Source organism: Carboxylicivirga sediminis (genome assembly GCF_018156225.1).
GTDB classification, from domain to species: domain Bacteria; phylum Bacteroidota; class Bacteroidia; order Bacteroidales; family Marinilabiliaceae; genus Carboxylicivirga; species Carboxylicivirga sediminis.
The window spans coordinates 23,477-46,938 of sequence record NZ_JAGTAR010000021.1; the positions used below are offsets into that span (position 1 = coordinate 23,477).

Annotated in this window: 22 protein-coding genes; 4 read left to right on the top strand and 18 right to left on the bottom strand. The window is 36.2% G+C overall.

From position 1 onward, the window contains the following. Nucleotides 1-13: 13 nt before the first annotated feature. The 16 genes from KDU71_RS13745 to KDU71_RS13820 form a co-directional block, all read right to left on the bottom strand. The gene (locus KDU71_RS13745; RefSeq protein ID WP_212191662.1) at nucleotides 14-1,969 is read right to left on the bottom strand and encodes an ATP-binding protein; all 1,956 of its coding nucleotides are present in this window, start codon (nucleotides 1,967-1,969) and stop codon (nucleotides 14-16) included. Between the two features lie 25 nt (nucleotides 1,970-1,994). Beyond that, nucleotides 1,995-4,676, bottom strand: a complete 2,682-nt coding sequence (locus KDU71_RS13750) for a DEAD/DEAH box helicase (protein WP_212191663.1) — start codon at nucleotides 4,674-4,676, stop codon at nucleotides 1,995-1,997. A gap of 19 nt (nucleotides 4,677-4,695) precedes the next feature. Then, nucleotides 4,696-5,355, bottom strand: a complete 660-nt coding sequence (locus KDU71_RS13755) for a DUF4276 family protein (RefSeq protein ID WP_212191664.1) — start codon at nucleotides 5,353-5,355, stop codon at nucleotides 4,696-4,698. Next, nucleotides 5,352-6,455: an AAA family ATPase gene (locus tag KDU71_RS13760; RefSeq protein WP_212191665.1), complete on the bottom strand. Its 1,104-nt coding sequence runs from the start codon at nucleotides 6,453-6,455 to the stop codon at nucleotides 5,352-5,354. Before KDU71_RS13760 ends, KDU71_RS13755 begins: the two co-directional genes overlap by 4 nt. An 11-nt stretch (nucleotides 6,456-6,466) precedes the next feature. After that, nucleotides 6,467-8,056, bottom strand: coding sequence for a site-specific DNA-methyltransferase (locus tag KDU71_RS13765; protein WP_212191666.1), 1,590 nt, complete (start codon nucleotides 8,054-8,056; stop codon nucleotides 6,467-6,469). Between the two features lie 13 nt (nucleotides 8,057-8,069). Further along, nucleotides 8,070-8,288, bottom strand: coding sequence for a helix-turn-helix transcriptional regulator (locus KDU71_RS13770; RefSeq protein WP_244828491.1), 219 nt, complete (start codon nucleotides 8,286-8,288; stop codon nucleotides 8,070-8,072). An 89-nt stretch (nucleotides 8,289-8,377) separates the two neighbouring features. Continuing rightward, the gene (locus tag KDU71_RS13775) at nucleotides 8,378-8,728 is read right to left on the bottom strand and encodes a molecular chaperone DnaJ (protein WP_212191667.1); all 351 of its coding nucleotides are present in this window, start codon (nucleotides 8,726-8,728) and stop codon (nucleotides 8,378-8,380) included. Nucleotides 8,729-8,821: 93 nt separating this feature from the next. Then, the gene (locus KDU71_RS13780; RefSeq protein ID WP_212191668.1) at nucleotides 8,822-9,055 is read right to left on the bottom strand and encodes a DUF4248 domain-containing protein; all 234 of its coding nucleotides are present in this window, start codon (nucleotides 9,053-9,055) and stop codon (nucleotides 8,822-8,824) included. A gap of 445 nt (nucleotides 9,056-9,500) precedes the next feature. Then, the gene (locus KDU71_RS13785) at nucleotides 9,501-9,731 is read right to left on the bottom strand and encodes a helix-turn-helix transcriptional regulator (RefSeq protein WP_212191669.1); all 231 of its coding nucleotides are present in this window, start codon (nucleotides 9,729-9,731) and stop codon (nucleotides 9,501-9,503) included. Between the two features lie 486 nt (nucleotides 9,732-10,217). Further along, complete coding sequence (gene dnaG, locus KDU71_RS13790; RefSeq protein ID WP_212191670.1) at nucleotides 10,218-13,436, bottom strand: DNA primase; 3,219 nt, start codon at nucleotides 13,434-13,436, stop codon at nucleotides 10,218-10,220. Nucleotides 13,437-13,439: 3 nt separating this feature from the next. Further along, complete coding sequence (locus tag KDU71_RS13795; RefSeq protein ID WP_212191671.1) at nucleotides 13,440-13,730, bottom strand: hypothetical protein; 291 nt, start codon at nucleotides 13,728-13,730, stop codon at nucleotides 13,440-13,442. Between the two features lie 74 nt (nucleotides 13,731-13,804). Next, entirely contained in the window at nucleotides 13,805-14,116 is a 312-nt protein-coding gene (locus KDU71_RS13800) for a DUF4406 domain-containing protein (protein WP_212191672.1), read from the bottom strand. Nucleotides 14,117-14,133: 17 nt separating this feature from the next. Beyond that, on the bottom strand, nucleotides 14,134-14,316 hold the full coding sequence (locus KDU71_RS13805; RefSeq protein ID WP_212191673.1) for a hypothetical protein: 183 nt from the start codon (nucleotides 14,314-14,316) through the stop codon (nucleotides 14,134-14,136). Further along, nucleotides 14,316-14,606, bottom strand: coding sequence for a MerR family transcriptional regulator (locus KDU71_RS13810; protein WP_212191674.1), 291 nt, complete (start codon nucleotides 14,604-14,606; stop codon nucleotides 14,316-14,318). The genes KDU71_RS13805 and KDU71_RS13810 overlap by 1 nt, the downstream gene beginning before the upstream one ends. Nucleotides 14,607-14,768: 162 nt before the next feature. After that, on the bottom strand, nucleotides 14,769-15,518 hold the full coding sequence (locus tag KDU71_RS13815; RefSeq protein WP_212191675.1) for a hypothetical protein: 750 nt from the start codon (nucleotides 15,516-15,518) through the stop codon (nucleotides 14,769-14,771). A gap of 112 nt (nucleotides 15,519-15,630) precedes the next feature. Further along, the gene (locus KDU71_RS13820) at nucleotides 15,631-17,004 is read right to left on the bottom strand and encodes a site-specific integrase (RefSeq protein ID WP_212191676.1); all 1,374 of its coding nucleotides are present in this window, start codon (nucleotides 17,002-17,004) and stop codon (nucleotides 15,631-15,633) included. A gap of 569 nt (nucleotides 17,005-17,573) precedes the next feature. On the opposite strand from KDU71_RS13820, the gene KDU71_RS13825 reads away from it, so the two are divergent. Continuing rightward, nucleotides 17,574-18,821 (top strand): site-specific integrase, encoded by a 1,248-nt coding sequence (locus KDU71_RS13825; RefSeq protein ID WP_212191677.1) that lies wholly within the window; start codon nucleotides 17,574-17,576, stop codon nucleotides 18,819-18,821. A 102-nt stretch (nucleotides 18,822-18,923) separates the two neighbouring features. Here KDU71_RS13825 and KDU71_RS13830 read toward each other — a convergent pair whose 3' ends face one another. Continuing rightward, nucleotides 18,924-19,766, bottom strand: coding sequence for an ArdC family protein (locus KDU71_RS13830; RefSeq protein ID WP_212191678.1), 843 nt, complete (start codon nucleotides 19,764-19,766; stop codon nucleotides 18,924-18,926). A 372-nt stretch (nucleotides 19,767-20,138) separates the two neighbouring features. Here KDU71_RS13830 and KDU71_RS13835 point away from each other — a divergent pair, with 372 nt between their 5' ends. From KDU71_RS13835 to KDU71_RS13845, 3 genes are all read left to right on the top strand, one after another. Next, nucleotides 20,139-20,411, top strand: coding sequence for an HU family DNA-binding protein (locus tag KDU71_RS13835; protein WP_212191679.1), 273 nt, complete (start codon nucleotides 20,139-20,141; stop codon nucleotides 20,409-20,411). Nucleotides 20,412-20,651: 240 nt separating this feature from the next. Beyond that, nucleotides 20,652-20,930, top strand: coding sequence for a helix-turn-helix domain-containing protein (locus KDU71_RS13840; protein ID WP_212191680.1), 279 nt, complete (start codon nucleotides 20,652-20,654; stop codon nucleotides 20,928-20,930). 3 nt (nucleotides 20,931-20,933) lie between these two features. Next, entirely contained in the window at nucleotides 20,934-22,148 is a 1,215-nt protein-coding gene (locus KDU71_RS13845) for a type II toxin-antitoxin system HipA family toxin (protein WP_212191681.1), read from the top strand. 42 nt (nucleotides 22,149-22,190) lie between these two features. Here the strand turns inward: KDU71_RS13845 and KDU71_RS13850 are convergent, their stop codons facing one another. Next, nucleotides 22,191-23,462 (bottom strand): type II toxin-antitoxin system HipA family toxin, encoded by a 1,272-nt coding sequence (locus tag KDU71_RS13850; RefSeq protein ID WP_212191682.1) that lies wholly within the window; start codon nucleotides 23,460-23,462, stop codon nucleotides 22,191-22,193.

Below are 23,462 nucleotides of genomic sequence, written 5' to 3' on the forward strand. Positions count from 1 at the left end.
ATTGCAAATGGGTTTATTTGGATGCATTTAATTCTACACTTACATCTTCTATGATTTGCGCTAACCGACTCTGCTTCCTTATTATATCAAGAAATACTTTGTTTTTTGATTCCGCATCAGATATCAATGTTTCTGCGCCAATAACATAAATTGACATACCTAATTCTTTAAAAAAGCGATGATAAATTGGTGCTTTTGTTGAAAAGAGTGGAGTGTAATCATCTTTCCTTAACCTACTTGCTAATTTCTCATCAACATCTGTAATTAAGAATGCCCATATTTCATCAATCTTTTCTTTTACCTTAAATGCCTCCACATAATCAACTAATTGTTGTATCCCTTGAAATTTCTTCCTGTCAGATTTTGACTTATCAGAGAATGGCTTGATTTCTACAAGTACGGATTTTAAACTTTCGGAATTATCAGGATTCTGCGAGAAAAATAAGGCTAAATCGGGTTTGTCACCTTCATTGTCAATTTCATCACCCTCTAATTGTAGGGATGAAATTATATCCTTTATTCTTTTATCACTAGCTGCGTAACTGTAACTTGTAAACCTGTCATCTAATAACCATAGATTATTTTTACCAATGCAGAAATAATCGTCATCAGTATGCTGCTGCATGAAAAGATTATGAATCACTGACTCTACTTGCTCTTTATTCTTGAGCATGGTTTTTAATCGTTCAATTACCTGAACACGGTCGTAGATATATGATACTAATTCATTTTGGGTTAATTGTATTGCTTCTTGTAATTCATAGTCTGAATAAACATCTTTCCCCGAATTAGATAGAACATTTTCTTTTGCTGAATCAAATCGTTTCTTGGCTTTATCTATTATCTGTTTTTTATCAATAAAACCAGCCATCTCAATGTCCGTTTCATTAATGTAACCAACCAAATAGGGACGTTCTTCTTGAATTTCTTGAATTTTTGCAGAGTTAAGTTTTTGTGTTTCCGGAATACCTTCTTTTACTAATCCTGTGATTTCTTCTTGCAGCTTACTATTTATCATTTCCCATGAGATAGTTGAAAATAAATCAGTTTTGATAGGAAAAATATCGAAATCATTCCGCTCATTGTTTACATGAGTGTCCAGGTATTTTGATTCCAAAAGAAAAAATCCCGAATAACCGTATGGTAAGCTCATTTTAAAATCTTTATCAGAGAATTCACAAACAGTTCTGTTAGCTGCACAGTAATAGGCTTTAAATTGACCTTTTTCCTTTTCAATTTGATAATGAAGGAAAAATTTAAACTTTTTACCATCTCTGTCTTTTATTTCAAATGGTTTTTCAAGGAAGCCGGGAATATCATTTTTCGTAATTGAAACCTCGGATTCTCCATCTTTGAAAATAATATCAATGTCAACTCCTTTTTTTCGATAGAAGAAAAGTGTTGGGATAAGATTCAATAGTACTTTATTTTTGATTTTCTCCAACCTAAGTAATATCCTTCTATCAATATGCCTTTCTGAATTAAAATAGCTTGAATTTAAAACCGAAAGCTCAATTGTTGTTTGGTTTGAAGGAACTTCTTCGTTATCTATTTTGATATTATCAGTATCAAAGTCAAAATTAAATGCAAAGGTTCTTTTTTCGTTTTTAGCACTAAGAAAACTATGATACTTTACATTTTTATATACTTTAAGAAATACAAACCTACCAACGCCCTTGCAGCCTAGTTCTTTTTTAAAACCTGTTCTATATTCACAAAAGGATTTATAGTTTAGCTCATCAAGGCCATCTCCATTATCAGTTATTTTAATCGTGTCAAGTTTCCTTGGAAGGACTTCTTTACCTTCCTCTTTTTGAGGGTTGTCAAATGAACCTAATTCACACACAATTTCTGTGGCATTTGCGTGTATTGAGTTTATTATTGCCTCGTAAAGCACATCGTACTGATTGATTCGATTACTAATATCTTCATTTACGATACGGCTGATGTCTGTAAGCATCTGACTCATGGCGTACTTGTTATAAGGTTATTATTTACAACATTCTAACTACATCAATGATACTTTGAGCGGTATAAGTATCCGGCACATCTTTCGTTTCAAACACCATGAAGTATTTGTAATTGTCACCGGATTTTTCAGCCCATTTCTTACCCAACAAGTTTTTGGCTCTGCTATCATCATTATCTAAATGGTCGCCTTTTGTTTCTATCAATATTAGGTTGCCGTTTTGTGTATAGATTATGAAATCGGGGTAGTGGTCGTTTTTAAAACCATTTAGGGCAAAACCTTTTCCTTTTTCAAGGTTTCGGTGCCAGAATAACACATTCTCCAATGAGGCAATATCCATAATTACCCTTTGCTCAAAATTATTAACCGATGCTTCTCGTTCGTATAATGATTTATTTATAGGACTACACAGGTTAATATGAGTCAATTCCGGAGGAAACTTAAAACTAGGCTTTACCATTATATTGTTGGTATCGAGCAACAACTGAAATTGCTCCTTTGCATATTCATTTTCAAGCTCTTTAACCTTGTCCTTTATTTTTCTGATATACAGAAACTCATTATTGATAATATCTCTAATCTGGTCGTTGTTCAAATCCTCGAATACACGAGAAACATACTTTGTAATATCTTCATGCGAGATAGGGGTCATATCGCCAAGCTTACGCACAATAAGCGAGGTAATCTCCTTTATTTGTGTTTCTTTTGGTTTAGCCAAAATAGTATCTACTAAGATTGTTTTTGCTCTGGTCGATAGTTTCTGCATAGTGGCAGTATGCTTTGTTTCGTTATAGTCAACCTGAAATACTTCCGTAGCCGTATCATCAAAATTAATTTCGGTACTTTTTGAAGCAAGTTTAAAACCATTTAACAAACTATTTCTATTTAATAACTGTTCGTTTTGGGTTAATTCCTCAAACAGAATTGTGTCGTGAAGTTCATCCTTTGGCACTTTACGATAGAATTGAGGAATCTCAATATCGCTTACCACATCAACAAAGGGTTCTTCAATTTTATATTTTTTCGGTTCTTTACCCATTTCTCGTAATAAATAGTCGGTATTATCTTCGGTATAGGATTCAGCTTTTTGCTCAAACGATTTCCCCTCAGTTTCTCCTTTCTGAGTGATTTGTTTTACAATATCGTTTGTATTACCAATTTGGTCAGGTGTTAATTCTGTTTCGGGATTAAAGTCTATTTCATCAACTTCAATTTCGTCAACGGCTCTTGGTGTATCATCATCAGTTTGTTTTGGTTCTGATTCTCCAAATAATTCACTTTGCAGCACTTCATTGTCGGTTAGTTCTGGTTCCGGTTCTTCCTCTGCATAATAATCATCCTTACTAAAGCCAGATTCTTGTAGAGCCTTAACGATATTATCCAAGGTTTCCTGGAACTTTGAACTTGCGGATAACACAAAAGAAAGGTTAAGAAGTGGTGTTTGATGCTTGGTTACATAAGGCTGGCGTAAAACCCTGCCTAATATCTGTTCAACATCTACAGCTGATGATTTATCGGCTAATGATGCCAAAATGTAGGCATTGGGGCAGTCCCAACCTTCTTTTAAAGCATTAACGGTAATGATGTACCTGACTTCACAGTCTTTTGCCATTAAGTCAATCCCTTTCAATTCATCTAAACCACTTACCTTAATTTTGATTTGTTCTTCTGGTATTTTCAGTTTGGTAAGTTGCTCTTTTATATGAATGTAGGTGGTATTGTCTTTGCCTTTAATGTTCGATTGTGCCTGAAAAAGAATGATAGGTCTGATATATTTACCAGTTACTTTTTCTTCCTCCAAAGCAAGCAATTCCAATTGCCTTTGTAGATGTAAGGCACTTGTAATTACTTCTTCCTTTTTATGATGATTGTAAACAATAACCGGAAGCTTTACCATGTGCTCTTTTTTAAGAGCCATGGCATTTACAAAGCTTATGATATTGCTATTTTCTTTTGGGGTAGCTGTTAAATCTAATACAAATGATGGATTCAGATTGTTAAGCATTTCAACACTTAAATCGCTTTCGGCATTATGGCTTTCGTCAACCACTACCACCGGATTTAAGGAGCGTATAACATTAATAAGTGCTGTCTCATCCGTTTCTTCAATAACCAGGTCGTTATCTACAAAGCCTCGGAATTGTTCTAACGCTCCGTTTTGCTCGTAAACTTTACGGTCGTCTTTTTTTCGGGAATTAATGCGAATACTACTAAAGTTAAAAACAAAAATATTTAGCTGTTCCTGAACCGAAGTAGGGTTGAATCCTGCACCTTGAAGTAGTTGTTCTTTTTCTAATACCTCCACACGGTTTCCAAATAAAGCATTTAGCTTTTCTCTGTATGGATGAGTAGGATTCGATAAATGACCAACAGTTTGTTGTAAAAGGTTCGACCACGGAACTAACCAAACAACCGCTTTGGGTTTAGAAGCATCGAACGATTTAAAAATAGAAGACAATGCGTTACAGGCAATAAAAGTTTTCCCTCCGGCAGTAGGCACTTTTACAGCTATGTGAGTAGCTCCCGGAATATTGTTTTTGTATGGTTTCATTCCTGAAAACGAACCATCGAGCTTAACCTGGTATTTACCAACTTTATCTTCCCAAAACTGATTAAAAGCTTTAGCTGAATCCTGATAAGTATTAACATATTCAAGAAACTTATCGAGGTCGTTTATTACTTGCTGTTGATATGGTTTTAATTCCACCTTTTTTACTGTTAAATCGTTATTCTTCTAATGCTAATATTTTTTCAATCCATTTATTAAAACGAGGGCATTTATCCCTAATGGTTCTCAAACCAATTTCTTCTGCTATCATTGAGCCATATAATGGTTTTTTATAGCCTTTTATTATTCGTTTTAGTCTTTTCGATGGTGCAGTTGTAGCCCCATCATTTATATTTTCAGGATTGTCTGTATTGGTTGTTTCTACTAAATAATTATAGTCGTTGAACTCATTTTCTTCAAAGCATTCATCAAAGGCTTCAATTTTGCTAAAAAGTAAACCTTCAAACTCATGCAGTTGAATATAGGGAATGAACCTGTTTCTGAGGTTTTCGTCAATATCTTCCAGCATACCTTGCTCTAAAATGCTCATGCGTTCAGCCCTGTCAACTTTGGTATGAGCTTCATCCCATTTCGGAAAGCCATGTTCTTTTTTCAATCCATAATAATCAATGAGTGTGGTGACAATTAAATTAGGGTCGTGCTTTAAATAATTACTAATCTCTTTTTTTAATGCAGCCCATGATACTATACCACCGCCTGATTTGGTAATTATTGCATTATGAGGGTATATGTTTTTCTCTATTAAAAGCGGACTTAATACATCGTTGCAAAAGGCTTGCTCTGTTTGCCCTTCACCTATTATCGTTATTCTTGTCATTTGGCAAAAGGTTGAGCTGAGTTAATAATGTTGCGTTCCCATAGTTCTCCTAATGTATGGTCGTTTAACCATAATGATAAGTTGTCGGGGTTTAAGCGATTGAAAACCGATTGGTTTTCTTCAACACTTCTGTCAACGGTAACTATATCCTCCGGATGAAAGCAATTAACCAAATTCACTGATTGAGTAGATAAAATCAATTGTGTTTTTTCAGAGGCTGATTCAATTAAAGCAGCCAGCTTTTGAATAGCTTGCGGATGCAAACCTAATTCCGGTTCATCAATCACAATTACTTTTGGAGGTTCTGGTTGCATAAGAACCGTAGCCAAAGCAATAAAACGTAATGTCCCATCCGAAAACTGATATGCATTGAAATTTGAATTCGGGTCTCCTTTTTCAACCCAGCGTAATTCAATTTCATTTTTATTCAGCTTTTTTGGTTGCAATACAAATCTATCAATATAAGGGGCTATTGATTTTATTGTTTTTTCAATACGCTTGTATAATTTCGGGTGTTCTTCCTGTAAATAATACAAAAAGGCAGGAAGGTTTCTACCATCTGTTTTTAAATAATCATTATCGTTTATATCGCACTCTCGGCGTAACATTGAAGTAGCCGAAGTGTCGTGAAAATGATAAATCTGTATGTTTGATAAATAACCTCTTAAATAATTATTCCTATACGAACCGGAACGAGTTATTGAAGTTTCTTCGACATTAGATTCGGTAAAATAATTTTGATAATCGTTATCACGATTAACATTGTAACCGGAACCTTCTTCTTTTATGAACAAGCCTCCTTCTTTAGTTTGAGCCAAATTAAACCAATACGCATTGTTGTTTTGAGTGTCCTCAGTAAATATCATTTTACCGTACATGGTTTCGGTAACCTTTCGTCCAAAATGGAGTATATTGTCTGCTTTTTCTTCAATTACGTATCGTTGTAAATGTTGATTAAAAATGGCATGTACCATTTTAAAGAACGACACAAAGTTACTTTTACCCGCACCATTGCTACCTATAAAAACATTGATTGGTTTTAGTTCCAATTGCATGTTTTTTACAGATTTAAAGCCTTGTATTTCTATATAATCTATCATAGTGTTCAGGTTTAAAATCGTGTTATATCCCTTGGGATTTTCTTAAATGTTATGTGGTATTTCTGCATTAAACTGTGGTCTAAAACACAATTATCTGCATAAATTACATATTGCTCTTCCTTAGTTTTTAGTGTGCGCAAAAAACTATCATCCAGCGTTGTGAGCTTGTCTTTGTAATAATAAAAGTAAAATGCTGATGAATTAGCCACACCTAATAAGTGTTCCTCTTTCTCGTTCACTTTTTCGTATGGTTTACGAGTTTCGGAAAACCATACATATTCACGTATCTTTTCTAAACTAACTTCTTCGTTTAGCATTTCATTATCGAGGAATAAAGGTTTGCCTAATTCGTAGAAGTCGAAGCTACCTTCTAACCCTTTAATCTTTTTCTTAGCATCACCGTACCCATTGATTACTCTTTTGATTCTTTCCGCTGTTATATCATTGGCATAATCTTCCATTTCTACTAATATAAACTTGCGATTTCCGTTATCAAGCTTGTTTAGGTTAAGGATGGCATGGGCAGTTGTTCCTGAACCAGCAAAAGAATCTAAAATTAGCGCATCAGAATGCATAGATATTTTAATAATCTTTTCTAAAAACTTAGTTGGTTTAGGTGTTTTAAAAACATCAGATGTTTTTAATTCTGAAAATATCTTTATTAGTTCATATTTTGCATTTCGATTATGACCTGTTTCTTCAATATCCCACCAAATATTCGATGGCACAATTCCTGATTGGTCTTTTAGAAATGTTTTTTTTATTATTCTAGTTTCATCATCAGAAAAAATAATTTCCTTATCCTGAATCATTTCTTCTACACGTTCTTTATTCCATCTCCAACCATTTTTGGGAGGAGCTATCTTATTTCCAGATGGAGATATAATATCATAGGTTAGATTAACCCGTGGGTTTGGTGATGAAACATTTCCTGAAAACCAGGGACCACGTGGGTCATTGTCAGGATTCTTATAATGAGCATTATTATCTTCTGAACGTTCAAGTTTAAATGGTTGCCAACCGGAAAGTTTTGTATAAACTAAAGTATGATTGAAATCTACAGAAAATTGTTTTGCATCATTATTTGAAGAATCGGCTGACCTCCATATTAAATCTGTTACAAAATTGCTGCCCCCAAATATTTCATCACAAATCAATTTTAGATTTGCTTGCTCATTATCATCAATTGAAATAAATATTACACCTTGCCTCGATAGAAGTTTGTGTAACAGATTTAAGCGTGGGTACATCATACACAACCACTTATCATGACGTGATAAATCTTCAGCTTCTTTACCTACGACTTTGCCCAGCCACTTTTTTATTTTTGGGTCGTTAACATTATCGTTATATATCCAACCTTCGTTTCCTGTATTGTATGGAGGGTCAATATAAATTACATCAATAGCTCCTTCGTATTTTGGCAAAAGAGCTTTTAGGGCTTCAAGGTTATCTCCATGAATTATTTTATTACCACTATTGGTTTCGTTTTGGGTTTGCTTTCCATTGTCGAAACCATAGGAGTGTTCTAATATTCTGTAAGGAACATCCATGTGGTGGTTTATCACCTTATCTTTTCCTATCCAATTTAATGTTGGCATCGTTTACTTCCTGTTATTTATCCTGTTTGGTTGATACTATCAGTTCCCTGGCATCAACATTTAATTTCTCTGCAATTTCAATCACGGTTTCCATTCCGGGCTGCGATTCGTTCGTACACCATCTCGAAACCGTGGTTAAACTTTTCCCCAATTGTTCTGCCAACCATTTGTTGGTTTTATTCTGCTCTGCAAGAACAATTTTCAACCTGTTTATTTGCTTTCTTTGTGTCATAATACGCAAATTACGTGCATTTTTTAAACCAAGAAGCTAATTTATAAAACTTATATGAAAATGCAGCACTTTCTTTCAGATAAATATTTTTAGAAGCTATCCAACCAATCTGCAATATCAGCAAACAGGCTTTTCTTTAAAGAAGATTCCGTTGTTTGTATTTTCTGCCGTAAGTAATTCTGTGGCACTTGTTTTTTAATCAAAACTTTGGCAAGCTTACCTAATTCGTTTATCAATTCATTTTCCGCTGTATGGCTATAACGTGAAGGAGTAATGACTTTGTGTTTTTGTTGCAAGCTTAAAAGAAATTCCTTGTATTCAGTTTGCATATCCTGAAACTCTTTGGCAGTTCCTCCGGCATCGGGGTGTAGTTGCTTTGCTAATTTTCTGTAACGTAGTTTGGCTTGGTCAATATCGGTTATGCCTGAGAAATAGTTCATAAGTAGATGTTTATTTTTAAAGGTCTTATGGAACTTACCATTCAATTATTTATTCTGACTGAAGAACTTCCGAATAAAAATTGAATGGACGTTTCATAGCTGTTCAAATTCTTCAAGTGTTATACAAAAGTGTTCCAGGATTAAAAGGAGTTGTTGTTTGTTGTAATAATGGCGTTTTGTATTTCCTGCCTGTTCAATCTGTTGCTTGAGTGCAGGGCAAATGTCAATTTCGTTTCGGAGCTGCTGCATTGCTGACTTCATTGAAATACTATCGGGGTAAAGTTTTTTTACCAAATCCTGTTTCAATATGGTTCTGCGTACTATCATAGCGTTGGTTTTGGGTTAAAAAATGAGCGATAACGCCTGCCTGTTCGGCAGACAGGCACTTGAAATACAGAGAAAAGCAGCCTTGTAGAGTATATTTCAACTGCTTTTGAAGGCTTTTGAATACTTTTTAGCTTATAAAGACTGCTTTTGAGGACTTTAAGACAATATTTTAAACGCTTTTTTGAATATTGTACTTTTTGAAGGGGACTTTCAGCTATTAATTGAAAAAACGGTCGCTTTGTAACCAACAAAAGCCTCGAATTGAGACTTGCAATTAGAATGTAATGAAGAATTTTGGGCATAATCTATACAATTATACCCTTGACGGCTATGAATGTAAAGATAGCTTTTTTTAGTATTGCTTAAAAAAAAGCAATAAAAAACCCGATACCAAAACTGATACCGGGTTAATCTTTTAACTCTCGCATAGAAACTCTATACCACATTAAATAATTTCTTTAAGCTCTTCAATTGTGGAATGACGACCCGATTTTATCCATTCTTGTATTTCAGACATTTTGAACATCAGTGTTTTTCCACCTGGTTTATAGTAGGGGATTTGTCTGTTATATACCTTGCCATATATGGTTTTTATACTAACACCTAATAATTCAGACAATTCTTTGGCATTGATGTAATCATACCCCGTAGATAATTTCTTTTGCAAACGTATCATTTCAGATACTTTCTTGTTTAATTCTTCAAGGCTCGCTAATACCTTATCATTCTTTTTTTTTAGTCATAATCAATTTTTTTTAGTAAAACTTAAATGATAGTGAATTAGAAAGTTATCAAAAAAAACATTTGCTTTTTTCTTAAAATAAAGATGCCAGATAAATGTTGTTTTGACTATGTTTTCAGAGCCTATGGTATTTTTTAAAAACTGTCCTCATTCCTCGTTTTTGCTTTAAGTTATTAAATATCAGTCAAATAAAATGAGGACTTTGAGGAGGAGTGAGGGAAAGGGTATGCTTTTTCCTCTTTTGTCCCTCAATAATCCCTCATGTTTCCCTCAGCCGTCCTCACTTATTATTTGAATAGAAAAGTATATAGTATTATATATCAGTATATTATTATACTATATACTTATTAAGTGAGGAAATGAGGACGGTATTTGCTTTACTGCCATTGATAAGCTTTAATAATGTGTTTTGATTTATATTTAGATGAAGCGTTCAAGCTCAATACCTTGTTCTTTCAGGGTATCATAGTTTAGTATGTATGCACTTGTTCTATTGCTTCCGAACTGTACGTTCTTTCTGCGATAGTCAATAAATGAACGATGTTTCTTTAGGTATTCACCAATCACCGCCTGGTCTAATACGGTTATCCCTTCTTTGCGAGCTTGTTCCCTGTATAAACCATGTATTGCTCCAACTCTTAGATAAAGATGCTTTACGCTATTTTCAGCAACTACGATTTTGTAATGTGTATTATCCGATATTTTATAAAGATTAAGCAGGGATTGTAGCACATGAAAGTATTGCTCCACTTCATCACTTTGGTTTTGTACTGATATGGTAAGTCTTGCAGAACGTATTAAGGCTGTTTTTGCTGTTTGATAATCAAAAGGGAATTTCAAATCAGATTGTTCCATTAGTATTTTCATAGGAGTGAGTACCGATGAAATATTCAAAACAGTTCTGCGGTCAACATTCCCAAATTCGCTTATCAGCTCATCCATAACCTCTGAACTAATACCAGGTTCTTCTTTAGAGTAGTGTTCCTCAATTAAATGTCGATTGTCGAATACTGAACAGGTAATATTGGTAAACTGCAAACTTTCTTCGGCAGCTTTGAACTCTTTCAGGTCTTCATAGTTTCCCCGATTGGTATCATCAAATTCACCTAGCAAGCTACGACTTGAGAGAGCCGGGTCTTGTGTGGGTAAATCCTGACCGCTGATAATACCCGAACCCCTGGGCTTTGCAATCCGAGTTTCGTTACCGCCAGACTTTACCCCAGTAAGCTTACCATTTCGGTCGGCAATACCTTTTAATGCCTCAATGGTATTTTTATGAATACTGTTCTTATACTCGTTGCCCCAAAAAGGATGGTTGGTTGTGGAATCCATACTTCGCTGCATACCTGTACTTGTACTACCGGAAGCAAGGTTAATACCGTCTTCCATAGGTGGCTTTCCAAACATATACATGATACTCCGAGCTGCGGTACTTTTACCTGATTGCCTTTTACCAAACAGAAATAGTAATGGGAAGTACCCGAAATTGGCTTTATAAATTACATCGCTGAAAACGGTGGCTATATAGTAGGCAATTAGTAACTCTGCATTACCCGGATAAACCTTGTTCATTGATGATGCCCACTTGCCAAAATTCCAATTGCTGTTCTTTGGTGGTTGAATATACTTTGAGTTTTCCTTAAATGGGTTTCCGCTATCGCTGGTACCAATTCTTAGTAACTTACCGTAGGGTAGAAAGAAGAAATGTAAAAGGTGTACCTGGCCCTGTTTGATTTTATCTTTCAGGTTATCTGTACCATATTTACCGATAAACTCTGCGGTGGTATTCAGTACATGAAAGGTGTCGCCAATGCGAATCTGGCTTTCGGGTGGAATCTCCTTAAACACATCCATGCTACTTATTCGTTTTGCATGGGTGGTAACACCATACTCATCAATCTCATGGAATGTTTTATCGTAATACAAACCATTGGCAAATACCCAAAAACGATTCTTTTCATTATAGCCAACCCTTTCAAGTTCCTTTGCTTCTGGAATTCCTAAAAGCTTCACGTTTTTAATACTATCAAGTTGGGTGTCGTTACCATACCAAAAGAAACCGTGCCTACGGTGTACTTGCTTTTTAAACGATGCAGGAGTACAAAAATCATCTGATGAAATAGTTGCAAGTCGTTTCCGTCCGTATTGGCTCATCAAGTTGAGAATATATTTCAGGTCGGTTCGCCCTTGTGCATCTCTATGGAAAACACAAAACAAAGCCTCAAATGTGAAGTTGGAAATTTGTTTCGGGTTTTTGCCTTCCACAGTCCAGTAAGCTCCTTTTTCTTCATAAAACTGATTCTCCAAAAGGTTTTCTTGTTGCTCCTTTTTCAGCTTTATAATATCGTTGATGTTTTCTTTTTTCTTAACCTTTTTCTCAGTTGGCTGGCTGTTTTCTTTTAAAGCATCCTGCCAAGCTTTTTTTGGTTTAATCTGTTCGGAAACAAAGTCAAGATAAACCTCCTGGTTGGTTTTATCATAGCAACTAATTAGGGCAGCCATCCGCTTAATTACTTCCGATTTCTTAACCGGGTCATTTGCAAATCGTTCAGCGTATTCAGAGGTTTTGTATATGATGTAATCTTCCTGTTTTTCATCGTACTGAAGAAACGTCTTACTATCTGTAAAAAGTGAATCCGGGTCTTGTTTTTCGGGTAGTACAACTACCGAAACATGGAATTGATTTTTAATAAGGATTTCTGCATTTCGGCACATGCCATTTCGTCCTGCACTATCGCCATCGTAAATGAGAGTAGCCTTATTGGTGTATTTTTTCAGGAGCTTTGCCTGTGCGCTGGTTAGTGCCGTTCCGCCTGTTGCAACTGAATTTATTACTTCAATGGAATGCATCCGAAGTACATCGGTATAGCCTTCAACTATATATGCCCGATCTTCGTTTTTAATGGCGAACCTTGCAATATTTAGAGCATACAATTCATTGCCTTTAGTATAAATGCAGCTCTCGTGTGTATTCAGATACTTAATCTTTGGGTTTTCACTTAAATCACGCCCGGCGAAAGCGATGGTTTGACCTTTGGAGTTACAAATAGGAAAAATCAATCGGTTGTAGAAAAAGTCATAAATGCCTTTGTCGTTGCTTTTCAATACGCCAATTTCCTCCAATATTTCCGTTTTTACACCTTTCTCCCTGGCATGGGCAAGCAGAGCATTTCCACTTGGAGCATAGCCAATATTAAAGCTGCTGTTTTCAGGAATGACAATGTTTCGCTGTTTTATGTAATCCTGTGCATTCTTATGATTGACCTGTTCCAAGAAGAACCTTTCAATGATATTACAAGCGATTTTCAGGCTTTCTTCATGTTTGAATTTGGCTTCATCCCAATTGGTACTTCTTTTCCATTCAAAATTGAGATTCAAAAGTTTTGCGCCAATTTCGACGGCATCTTTAAACTCAACATTTTCATGCTCTTTAATAAACTCAATGGCATTACCGCCTTTATCACAACCGAAGCATTTGAAAATACCCTTTGCCGGATTAACGCTGAACGAAGCCGTTTTTTCATTGTGGAATGGACAACACGCTTTGTAATTGCTCCCTGCTTTCTTTAGTGTGACAAAGTTGGAGACAACCTCATAAACTTCATCATTGATTTGCTCTATAACCCTTTTTGCATCCATCGGCTACCAATCTTTACCTGTCAATAATTCACGATTGTTGCTATCGAGGCTCATAAAGAACTCATAAACATTACCCCTTGAATCATAAAACTTATCTAGTAAGTGGTAGCCCATGTCTGAACCCCAAATCTTGTAAAAAAGAGCATTCAACTCTAGCTGAGAATCTTCAATCATTTTCTGAACTTTTGTGCCATCAAACGGGATGCTGTTATAGCTGTTTTTCTCATAAAAACTCTTTATGCGGTTATCGAAATAGTATAGCTTCGATACCGTATTGGGTGCTAATGCTGTCATAATAATTTATTTTGAAAATGAACTTTATGTGTAAATGGCAGGATTGCCCTTGTTCAATCCTGCCTAAACCATTATTAGCCGTCAAGGGTGGTTATTAAATTTTTTATATCATCAATTGAAAAGCAGAGGTTTTTTTTCTCTTTCATTGCTGCTGTAAGTTCAATTCTTGCAGTAGTACTATCTTTCCATTTAGGTAACATGTAAATGGTGTCGCTTTCAAGAATTAAACCTAGGCGGTGAGTAAGGCTTTTGGACCAACCAAGCCTATCATGTAACTTTTCATCGGGATTAACTATGGTACATCCTAGATTCAATAATTGCCTTTTTAAGCTTTGAATGAAATTTGCATCGGTTTCGTAATGAATTCCGGAGAGATATATTGTCATTGCTTACGATATTGAATTTATGGACGACCTAATAAATCATAAATCATCTGAACTTGTTTTGGGGTGTATGCTCTTCCTCTATATTCACCAAGTTCATCTTTAATTGGTTCAAGCCAACGTTGAAGGGTTAAGTAGCTTATATTGTATGCCTCCGTTAATTGATGCTTGCTTTGAGCGACTGGTTTTTCATTGGTTTCCATTATCTGAATGTTAAATGGTTTGTATTCGCCTCCTCTTTAAGCCTGTTTATCTCGCTCGCATAAATCTGCCAGGAACCGCCTTTAAATTCCTGTCTTGCTTTTAACATGTTTTTCTTGCAATAATGAATGACAGTAGTGTAGGGCATACCTGTCAGTTTGCTGAATTGATTGGGTGTGTAAAATTCAGGTTTGTCTTTTTCCGATAGCCTGTGAATCTCGTTTATGATTTTCTCAGAAAAACTGTTTAAGTCAGCTACGGTAACTAAATTGTTTAAATCTTCTTTCTGCATAATCGTATGTTTTTATTTCTACATCAATTTGTAAGCGAACATACATTTGCTGCAAACACGAAAAAAGGGACAGTGGGGGATGTCCCCCTTTGTCCCCTTTCGGTAACTATCATTAAATCAAGATGTAATAAAATTGATTTTTTTGAAAAAAAATTACAAATGCTATACGGTATTGGCATTTGCCAATTCATCAAGTAGTGATTCGACTTTATTTTTTACGTTGTCATTAACATCAGTAAACTGTTTTCTAATTTGTTCTGCTTTCGGAAACTCAGCTCTTTTAGTAGAGAAATTATCTGCTAATATCCTGGATAAATGAGTGCGATTGAAATTTGGGTCTATTGACACTTTATTCATTATCCTAAATGATAGATAGGCAAGTTCCGGACTTGAAAGATTGGTTTTAAATCTTACAGGGTTTTGCTTATCCGAAATATCCATTTCAAACCCATCATTTAATGCTGTCAGCTTTAAAATATCAACCGCAGTTTCAATTTTATCAATACGTAAAGTGAATACAACATGAAGTTTCCGATATGCAGTTCTAGCTGTTTTCAAATACTTCTTTTGGAAGTATTTAGGAAAGCAACATTTAAACCTCACTTTTTGCAAGGTGATACAATCGTGACTTTGGGATATTAATTGAATAAATTGCTCGTTAAGGCGTTCCCTGGTATAAAGAAACTCATCGTATATATTGTGCAAAAATGTTTTTCTTGACTGTTTTGAATTCAAACTAAAAGGTAAGCTTTGAATTTCTTTTCTAAACTCAATTAGATACTCATCCAACTGCTGATTGTATTCCTGTTCAGAAGAAAATTCCTCAGTAAATGTTAAATACCGCTTTCTAAACTTCCTTGAGTATTTCACCTCAATCTTTCCAATCTTCTCTATAAAATCATATACGAACATTATGTGTTAATTTGAAAATGTTAATAAAAAATAATTATCAACGTGCAAAAGAACTGCGTATGTTCTCTTTCGATCTATTATTGTGTTCGTATATGATTTCATTTCTTTTTAATTATTCAACTACATAAGAGAATTTTGTGGAGCAAGATTGACAATGAAGAGTAAGTTTTTTAATCCTTATCACTCCCTTTTCAAATCTTAATACTTCATTGTCGCAGTTCGGACAAATGGCTAGAGTGTAGGTTAAATTTTCATTATTGAGGTTATTTAACCTATTCCATTTCGACATTTCTTCCTTTCGCTTGTCATCAATGATTTTAGCGTAAATCTGAGTGGTTCTTAAATCATTATGCCCCATAATATCTGATACAGTTTCAAGGGACATACCTAATGTTAATGCACTTACAGCAAATGTATGTCTAGTGCAATGAAAAGAGAGGCGTTTTTTTATGCCAACCTCATTCATTATAAAGCGTAACATGGGATTTATATCGGAACTGCTTCGTACGAAGCCTTTATAAATTTTATCGTTTGGCTTTTTATCACCACCTAAATCAAGAACCGATTTTAGTCTTTCGGTAATTGGAATTCTGAGCATCTTTTCTTTATCCCTTCGGCTCTTATCCATCTCCATTATTATCATGTTGTTCTCAATATGTTTGAATCGTAATTTTCTTAGGTCAGATAGGCGTAATCCACAATAACAACTAATTAAAATGTGTTGAAGGGTTTCCTGATACTTCATACCAGTTAGGTAAGTTTTACCTCGCTTATCCTTCTTGTAAATTTTTAGGAACTCTTCTTTATTATAGTAGTCGTGAAGCATGTCCAATTCTTTAAGGGTAAGATGTTCCTTTTTGCCATCTTCTTTTAAGAAAGAAAAATTGTGAAATGGATTCCGGTCGATTATTTTTTTCTTGTAAGCGTAGGTTATGTACTTCCTTATCATGGATATATTGCCATAAATAGTATTGGCTTTGTTATCTAATGATTCGATAAGGTAGTTTCTGTATTTTTCAAGCCAATTTTCATCAATCTCGTAAATCGTTACATTGGCTTGGTATCTTTCAAGTTTTACAATATCTAATGCTAGACCTTCATAGGTAGATTGCTTAATCCGGTTGCGTTCTTCCTTTAATCTGGTTTTAGCAAATTCAATAAAGCTTCCATTAACCTCACTATTGGAGTAGAGGCTTAGAATATTCTCAAAAGTTACGGATTGTTTTCTTCGCTCTAATTCGATGATGATTTGTTCAACCTCACTTTCCTTATCTTTTAAATAGAGGTTGTTTTTTTTCGCATCAGGCACTTCCCTGATTTCTTTAATCTTTTTCGTTTTGGGATTGTAGTACTCCGGTTTAAGAAAAAGATTTAAAGGAATCTTTTTAGTTTTTCGGTTTAGCGTTACCCTAATGTAAAAACGAGACGTACCATCTTTTTTTGTGTACGAGCTGTCTAAAAAAATACTTACTGTAGCATTTGCCATAATTTAATAAATTTGTGCTATGGCAGTCTTTAGAGCTATTCGGAAACAATTCATAACAACCAATATTTATTCGGAAACAATTCGGAAACAAATATTGTATTTGTTGTAAATATGGGTTCGAATAAGTCGCACTAAATCGGAGTAAATGCGATAAAAAGCTAGTAAATACAGGCATCTTTAAAATAGATTGTAAATTTGATTACAATAATATTTGTATCCCACAAGTTTGAGGGCCTTGTGGACGATTTAGTCCGTGCTGGTTCGAGTCCAGTCTTGGGCACTTTTAACGAATTCAATACAATACAAAAGCGCTTAAAATCAATGATTTAAGCGCTTTTTCTTTTAGGCAAAAACCCATCAAAAAGCATCAAAACAGGGGTTAAAAGGGACTAAATCGAGACCTATTGCTTTTTCAGACAGAATAGGTCTCGCCAAATTCTATCTCACTGACACACAAAATATTATTTGACTCATTTTGATATATTTTGAACTTGGAAGTCAGAATAAAACGGTCTTAATTTAAGTCTTTCGCGAGACCTATTCGCGCTTCCTTAAAAAAACTATCTGGTATGAGACTAATAAGTTGCTATGTGATTAAAAAAACAAAAGCCAAAAAAGATGGCTCCTGCCCAATTTACATAAGGGTGACACTGAATCAAAAACGGATGGAATTATCAACGGGGATTTTTATTTCTCCCAATGAATGGAACGAAGTTGCTCAAAAAATCAACCCCGATGTTGAGGGATTTCAAGTTTATAACAATCGCCTAACAAAGGTGACCACGGATATCTTCGATATCTATAATCAACTCGTATCAATAGGTAAACCATTTGACATCGGAAGCATTAAACGCCGGTATTTAGGGGTGAATGAGACACCTGGCATTCTGACCATTTTTGATTATTACCTAAACACCATTGAAACCAACCTGGGAAAAGGTTATGCCTATCAAACACTTAAGCATTATCGTGTCTCCAGAACAAAGCTGGGTGAATTTATAAACAACCAGCTCTCTCGCAAAGATTGTCCGGTTAATGAAGTAAACTATGATTTCCTGAATCGATTTGATATGTATATTAAAGCTGAATATGGCATCCACCAGAATACCGCCTGGAACTACCATAAGCATCTTCGCAGGGTGTTGAACCTGGCCATATCTCTGGAACACATCAAGAAAAACCCATACTCTAAATTTAAAGTCAAATTAGAGGAGGCTCATCGAGACTTCCTGACAAAGGACGAACTATTTCGTCTGGAAACAAAGCAGATTGAACTTGAAAGACTAGCCACAGTAAGAGATGTCTTTGTGTTTGCCTGCTATACAGCCCTGGCCTATTCAGATATTGCCAAACTCAATAAGTCTCATCTTCAACAAAGAAATGATGGCAACTTGTGGATTGTAATCAACCGAACGAAAACAAAATCGAAATGTCACATTCCTCTCTTTTCTAATGCAATAAATATTCTCAGTAAATATGCAGATTATCCTGAAGCACTGCTAAAAGGACGTGTTCTGCCAGTGGCTTCCAATCAACGTCTCAATAGCTATCTTAAAGAGTTGGCGAACATATGTAGCATCAAGAAGAATCTCACGATGCATATGGCGCGACATACGTTTGCGACAACCGTTACCCTTTCCAATGGAGTACCCATCGAAACGGTTTCCAAAATACTGGGGCATCGTTCACTAAATGTCACCCAAATTTATGCCAGAGTACTCGAAACAAAAATCTCTGAGGACATGAATAACTTAAGACAAAAACTTAGGCTGTATGCATTTAATATCAGAGCATCCATTGCAACTACAATCATATAACCAGCTAAAATATCGTAACTTTACACAGACAACCTTACGGTTTTCTGAAAATTCAGATACTCCTCGCTATTGAAATACTAATAGCGAGGAGTTTTAATTTGGCTATTGACCTAAAATGTAATCAACGGCATGTTGAGCTAAACTGGCTGCTGATACAATAAACTTCTTATCACTTCTAAGTTTCTTCAACCATCCTTCGATATAAGCTGCGCTGTTATCAATGGTGATAGTTTCAATGTCACTGATGCCGCAAAGGTAGGCTGCTCCCATTTCGGCGACCAATTCTTCCTGACTATAATCCTTGCTGCCGAAGTTAAGATTGGGAAACTTTTGATAGCGATTTAAGCGCTTGCGATGTCCTGTGCTATGCACTGCCTCATGAAACAAGGTGGAGTAATATTCCTCATCTTTAAAAAAGCATTTGACATCAGGCATGTGTATTTCATCTATTGAAGGAATATAACAAGCCTGGTTCACCCCATGCCTAATTAATGGCTTATCTTCCCAGTTTTTTATGATTTGCTCGCAAGAGTCAATACAATTAAAGTTATGAACATGAGCGGTATCTTCAGGTCTTTTATCGCCAGCAATACCTTCAACATCATCCACATGAAAGACCCGGTAATAACGAAGCATCGGTATTTCTTCCATTTCACCATCTTTTGTTACCTCCAATAGCTTCCAGAAAATAACCATAAATGACTTCGAACCTTTTTTAATGGAAGCTCCCAGTTGCTTAACCTGATTAAAGGTCAGAAAATATGGCCGTTCGAAGTTAAAACTTAACAAATACCAGAAGTTAAACCCCCGATAGGGCTTTTTAGAAATCAGATTCCTTGGAATGGAATTAGATGCTTTCCAGGGCATAGCCCAAGGTATAACGCCATTTTCTAATCGCTGGATAATTAAATTGGTAACTGTTTCATAAATGTCAAAGCTTTTCATAGTATTTACTGCTGCCTTGCAGATTTATTTCGGCTTCTGGCACGCCATTAAATTTTGGCGCCTACCATTGAGCCGGCTGGATTCTTGTCAAGTGGGCATGTCAGTTTTTGTGAGTAGCAAAAAACTGAACACCTCCGAAGGACGGCTGGCCTTGAATGAACACATTCAGCCGCACTTGACTTATCAAGCCGGCGATCAATACCTTTGGCGGAATTTAGGTGGTGTGACTTAACGCTCCTCAGTAGCTGAGAAAATTATATGAGAAAGCAGACTCCCTTTAAACATCCCATTAAATCATTAATATTTGATTAGCACTGCGCAGTTCTCAATGAAAAATTTATAGTTTAGTGAGGTTAAAAAATATAACTCAATATGAATAAACAAGAATTAGTTTCCGCTATTGCGGAAAAAGCAGGTATCACTAAAGCTGATGCTGAAAAAGCAATCAATGCCTTTGTTGAAACAACCAAAGAAACTTTGGCTAAAAAAGAAAGCATCCAATTAATTGGGTTTGGTACATTCTCGGTTTCTGAGCGCTCAGCCCGCACTGGCCGCAACCCTCAAACAGGTAAAGAAATACAGATAGCTGCTAAGAATGTAGCTAAATTCAAAGCAGGTAAAGCTCTAGATGATAGTATTAACTAAGGTCTGGTTTAACGAATTGAAGGAGGCAATTCCTATCGGAAGCCTCCTTTTGTGCCAAAAATGTTTCATTTAAACGGGTTAACCTATAACTACCTCAATTTCTATTCTGGAGTTCCTGTCGAAATCATTTCTGCAAGTTGGTACTTTTTACTATCACCTTTACTTCTCTCCCTGTAATACACAGCTAACATATTAGCTATATCGAATATTTTTTAGTAAATTAGCTAATATTTTATCTACATGTATACTATTTCATCCACTCCTGATAGTGTCAGTAAAGAATTGGCCAGCCGCCATAAAGCTTTACGCAAACAACTCAAGCTGACTCAAGCCGAGTTGGCTGATCGAGCTGGTGTATCTCTTGGCAGTTTAAAACGATTTGAAACCTCTGGACAGATTTCTTTAGAGTCCCTATTGAAACTGGCCAACCTGCTTAATCGTTTATCTGATTTTGATAGTATTTTCACTCTCCGAGAGGATAAAAAAGATTTGGAACGTTTATTTACAACTAAACCCTAAGTGATGGATCAAATAAGCAACATCCTGGTCTCACTGAATATAGAAGGTAAGGCTTATGAAGTTGGGGAGTTGGTCATCAACAATCAAACTATTTACTTTCGCTATCATCTTGATTTTATCAGAAGCGGCTTAAATATATCCCCTATTCGACTGCCCTTTAACAATGAGATTAATACTACCAGCAAAGAACCATTTGATGGCCTCTATGGCGTATTCAACGATTCACTGCCAGATGGTTGGGGGCGTTTGCTTTTAGACCGAACTCTCAGCTCCAAAGGTATCGACATTCATCAATTAACACCTTTGGACAGATTGGCTTTTGTAGGCGATAAAGGCATGGGTGCTCTAAGCTACAGGCCACAATTTGAAGATAAAGCCTATCAGAAACAATTAGAATTAGATATGGTGGCTCAGGAAATGTCACACGTGCTAAAAGGTGAAAGTACTGAGCTTTTAGATGAGCTATTTGCAATCGGTGGTTCTTCAGGTGGTGCCAGACCTAAAATACTTGTGGCCTATAACAAAGTATCCTCAGAACTTATTCACGGTGTCAATGATTTGTCGGAAGGATTTGAAGATTGGATCATTAAATTCCCATCCTCTTCGGATAATGAGGAGATAGCCCATATTGAATATGCCTATTATAAAATGGCATTGGCTGCTGGAATTAAAATGAGTGAATGTCAATTATTCCATGGTCAATCAGGGCACGCCTATTTTGGCACCAAGCGTTTTGATCGCATTCAGGGACGGCGTTTGCATATGCATACGGCTTGTGGCATCATGCATGACAACTTTCGGATGAGTACCATGGATTATGGCCACCTGATGGATTGTGCATTTCAGTTGGAGCGCCATGTAAATGCCTACGATAAAGTCCTTCGCCTGGCTGCCTTTAATGTATTTGCACATAACCGCGATGACCACAGTAAGAACTTTGCTTTTTTAATGGACGGAAAAGGAAACTGGCAATTTGCGCCGGCTTATGACCTGACTTTTTCTCATTCAGCTTTCGGCTTTCATAGCACGATGATTGCCGGTGAAAGTAAAAATCCGGGCAAAGAACACTTACTTAAACTAGCCGAAACATTTAAAGTAAAAAAGGCGAACCAAATTATCGAAGAAGTTCGTGAAGCCATTAGCCAATGGGATTCAATTGCTAATGATAGTGGTGTTTCAAAACGGGTCAGAGAACAAATTACAAAGCATATCCTTTAACAGAATATTAGCATAAAATAGCTTGTTATATAAACACTACATTCACAATTCTGCCATACGAAAAGCCATAGCTTTTACCTCTTGTTCAGCTCTGGACAGACCATACTTGTCAGCTACTTTTCGCCATGTGCTGACGGCCTTTTTCACCTCTTCAATGATTACAAGGGCACGTTGTTCGCTTAGTCTAAAATACTCTGCTACTTCTAATGTTAAATCCAAATCAAGGGCATTGTCCTCATCCGAGATATTTAGCTTCAAACCTGTTCCTGTCTCAACCGGATTGATATCGTAGGCAGGGGACAACACCCAGCCTTGACTTGTTAGTATAAAACCATGGTTACGAAGATGGTCATCAGTATTAGACACACAGATGCTAAAGACAATACGTCGCCAAAGTTCTTCCAGATCAGCTTTGACATTAGCACCATAATTCTGAATAAACTCCGCTAACTCCAGGTAGCTGATACCGTCCGCATGATCTTGACCATCAGTGTAGCCCAACATCGTCAACGCTGAAGCGAAATGTACACGTTCACCGGTCTCTGTCCGGTCGAAACGCTTCGTTAAAAAAGTATAGTGCGAGGAAGAAAACTTCTGAGCCCTTGATTCTGCCATATTAATACCAGCTGCAATCGCCAATTCATAGGTAACGATTTCCCAACCTCCGATATCCCCCTGGTCATTTCGGCTTGGGAACTTTGCTATCCAGAGTGCTCCCTTGTCATCGAGTATGCTTGCTTTGGGACGGGCACCACCCAATGAAGCACCCGGTGCAATCAGCATGCTTAACCAACGTAAATAGTCCGGATCATCCATCACATCCTCTTCTTCCAGACGAAGACTTATTTGTTCCAGTTCTCGTAATGAAGCCCATGGAGGAGCTGCCATCTCCCTGTTATTGTTTAGGAACGGACCACCTTCATGTAACCTAAAGCGTATTGCGCCCATTCGGTGCTCATCAAAAACACCCAATAAATAATCTGTTTCAAATAACTTTTGCTCCTCACGCTCTTCCTTACGTGCCAAAGCAGCTTCCCGACGACGCATTAAGATACGTCCCCACCTGTCAGGCGATGAATCCAGAAAAATACCAAAATTTGATTGCTCCTCATTTAAGTAGTGCAAACCTGAATACAATTGCAGTTCAGGATCCAGGATCTGTACAGCTTGATGCTTTAACCATTGTTTATCGTACTCAAATGAAAATAACTCTCTACCTTTCAATCTACTGGAGTACAGCTTGCCCATGAGCAAAGGTTCCTTCATTCCCTGCCAATGTGCATAAACCAATATTTCTCTTTTATCATCCATCAT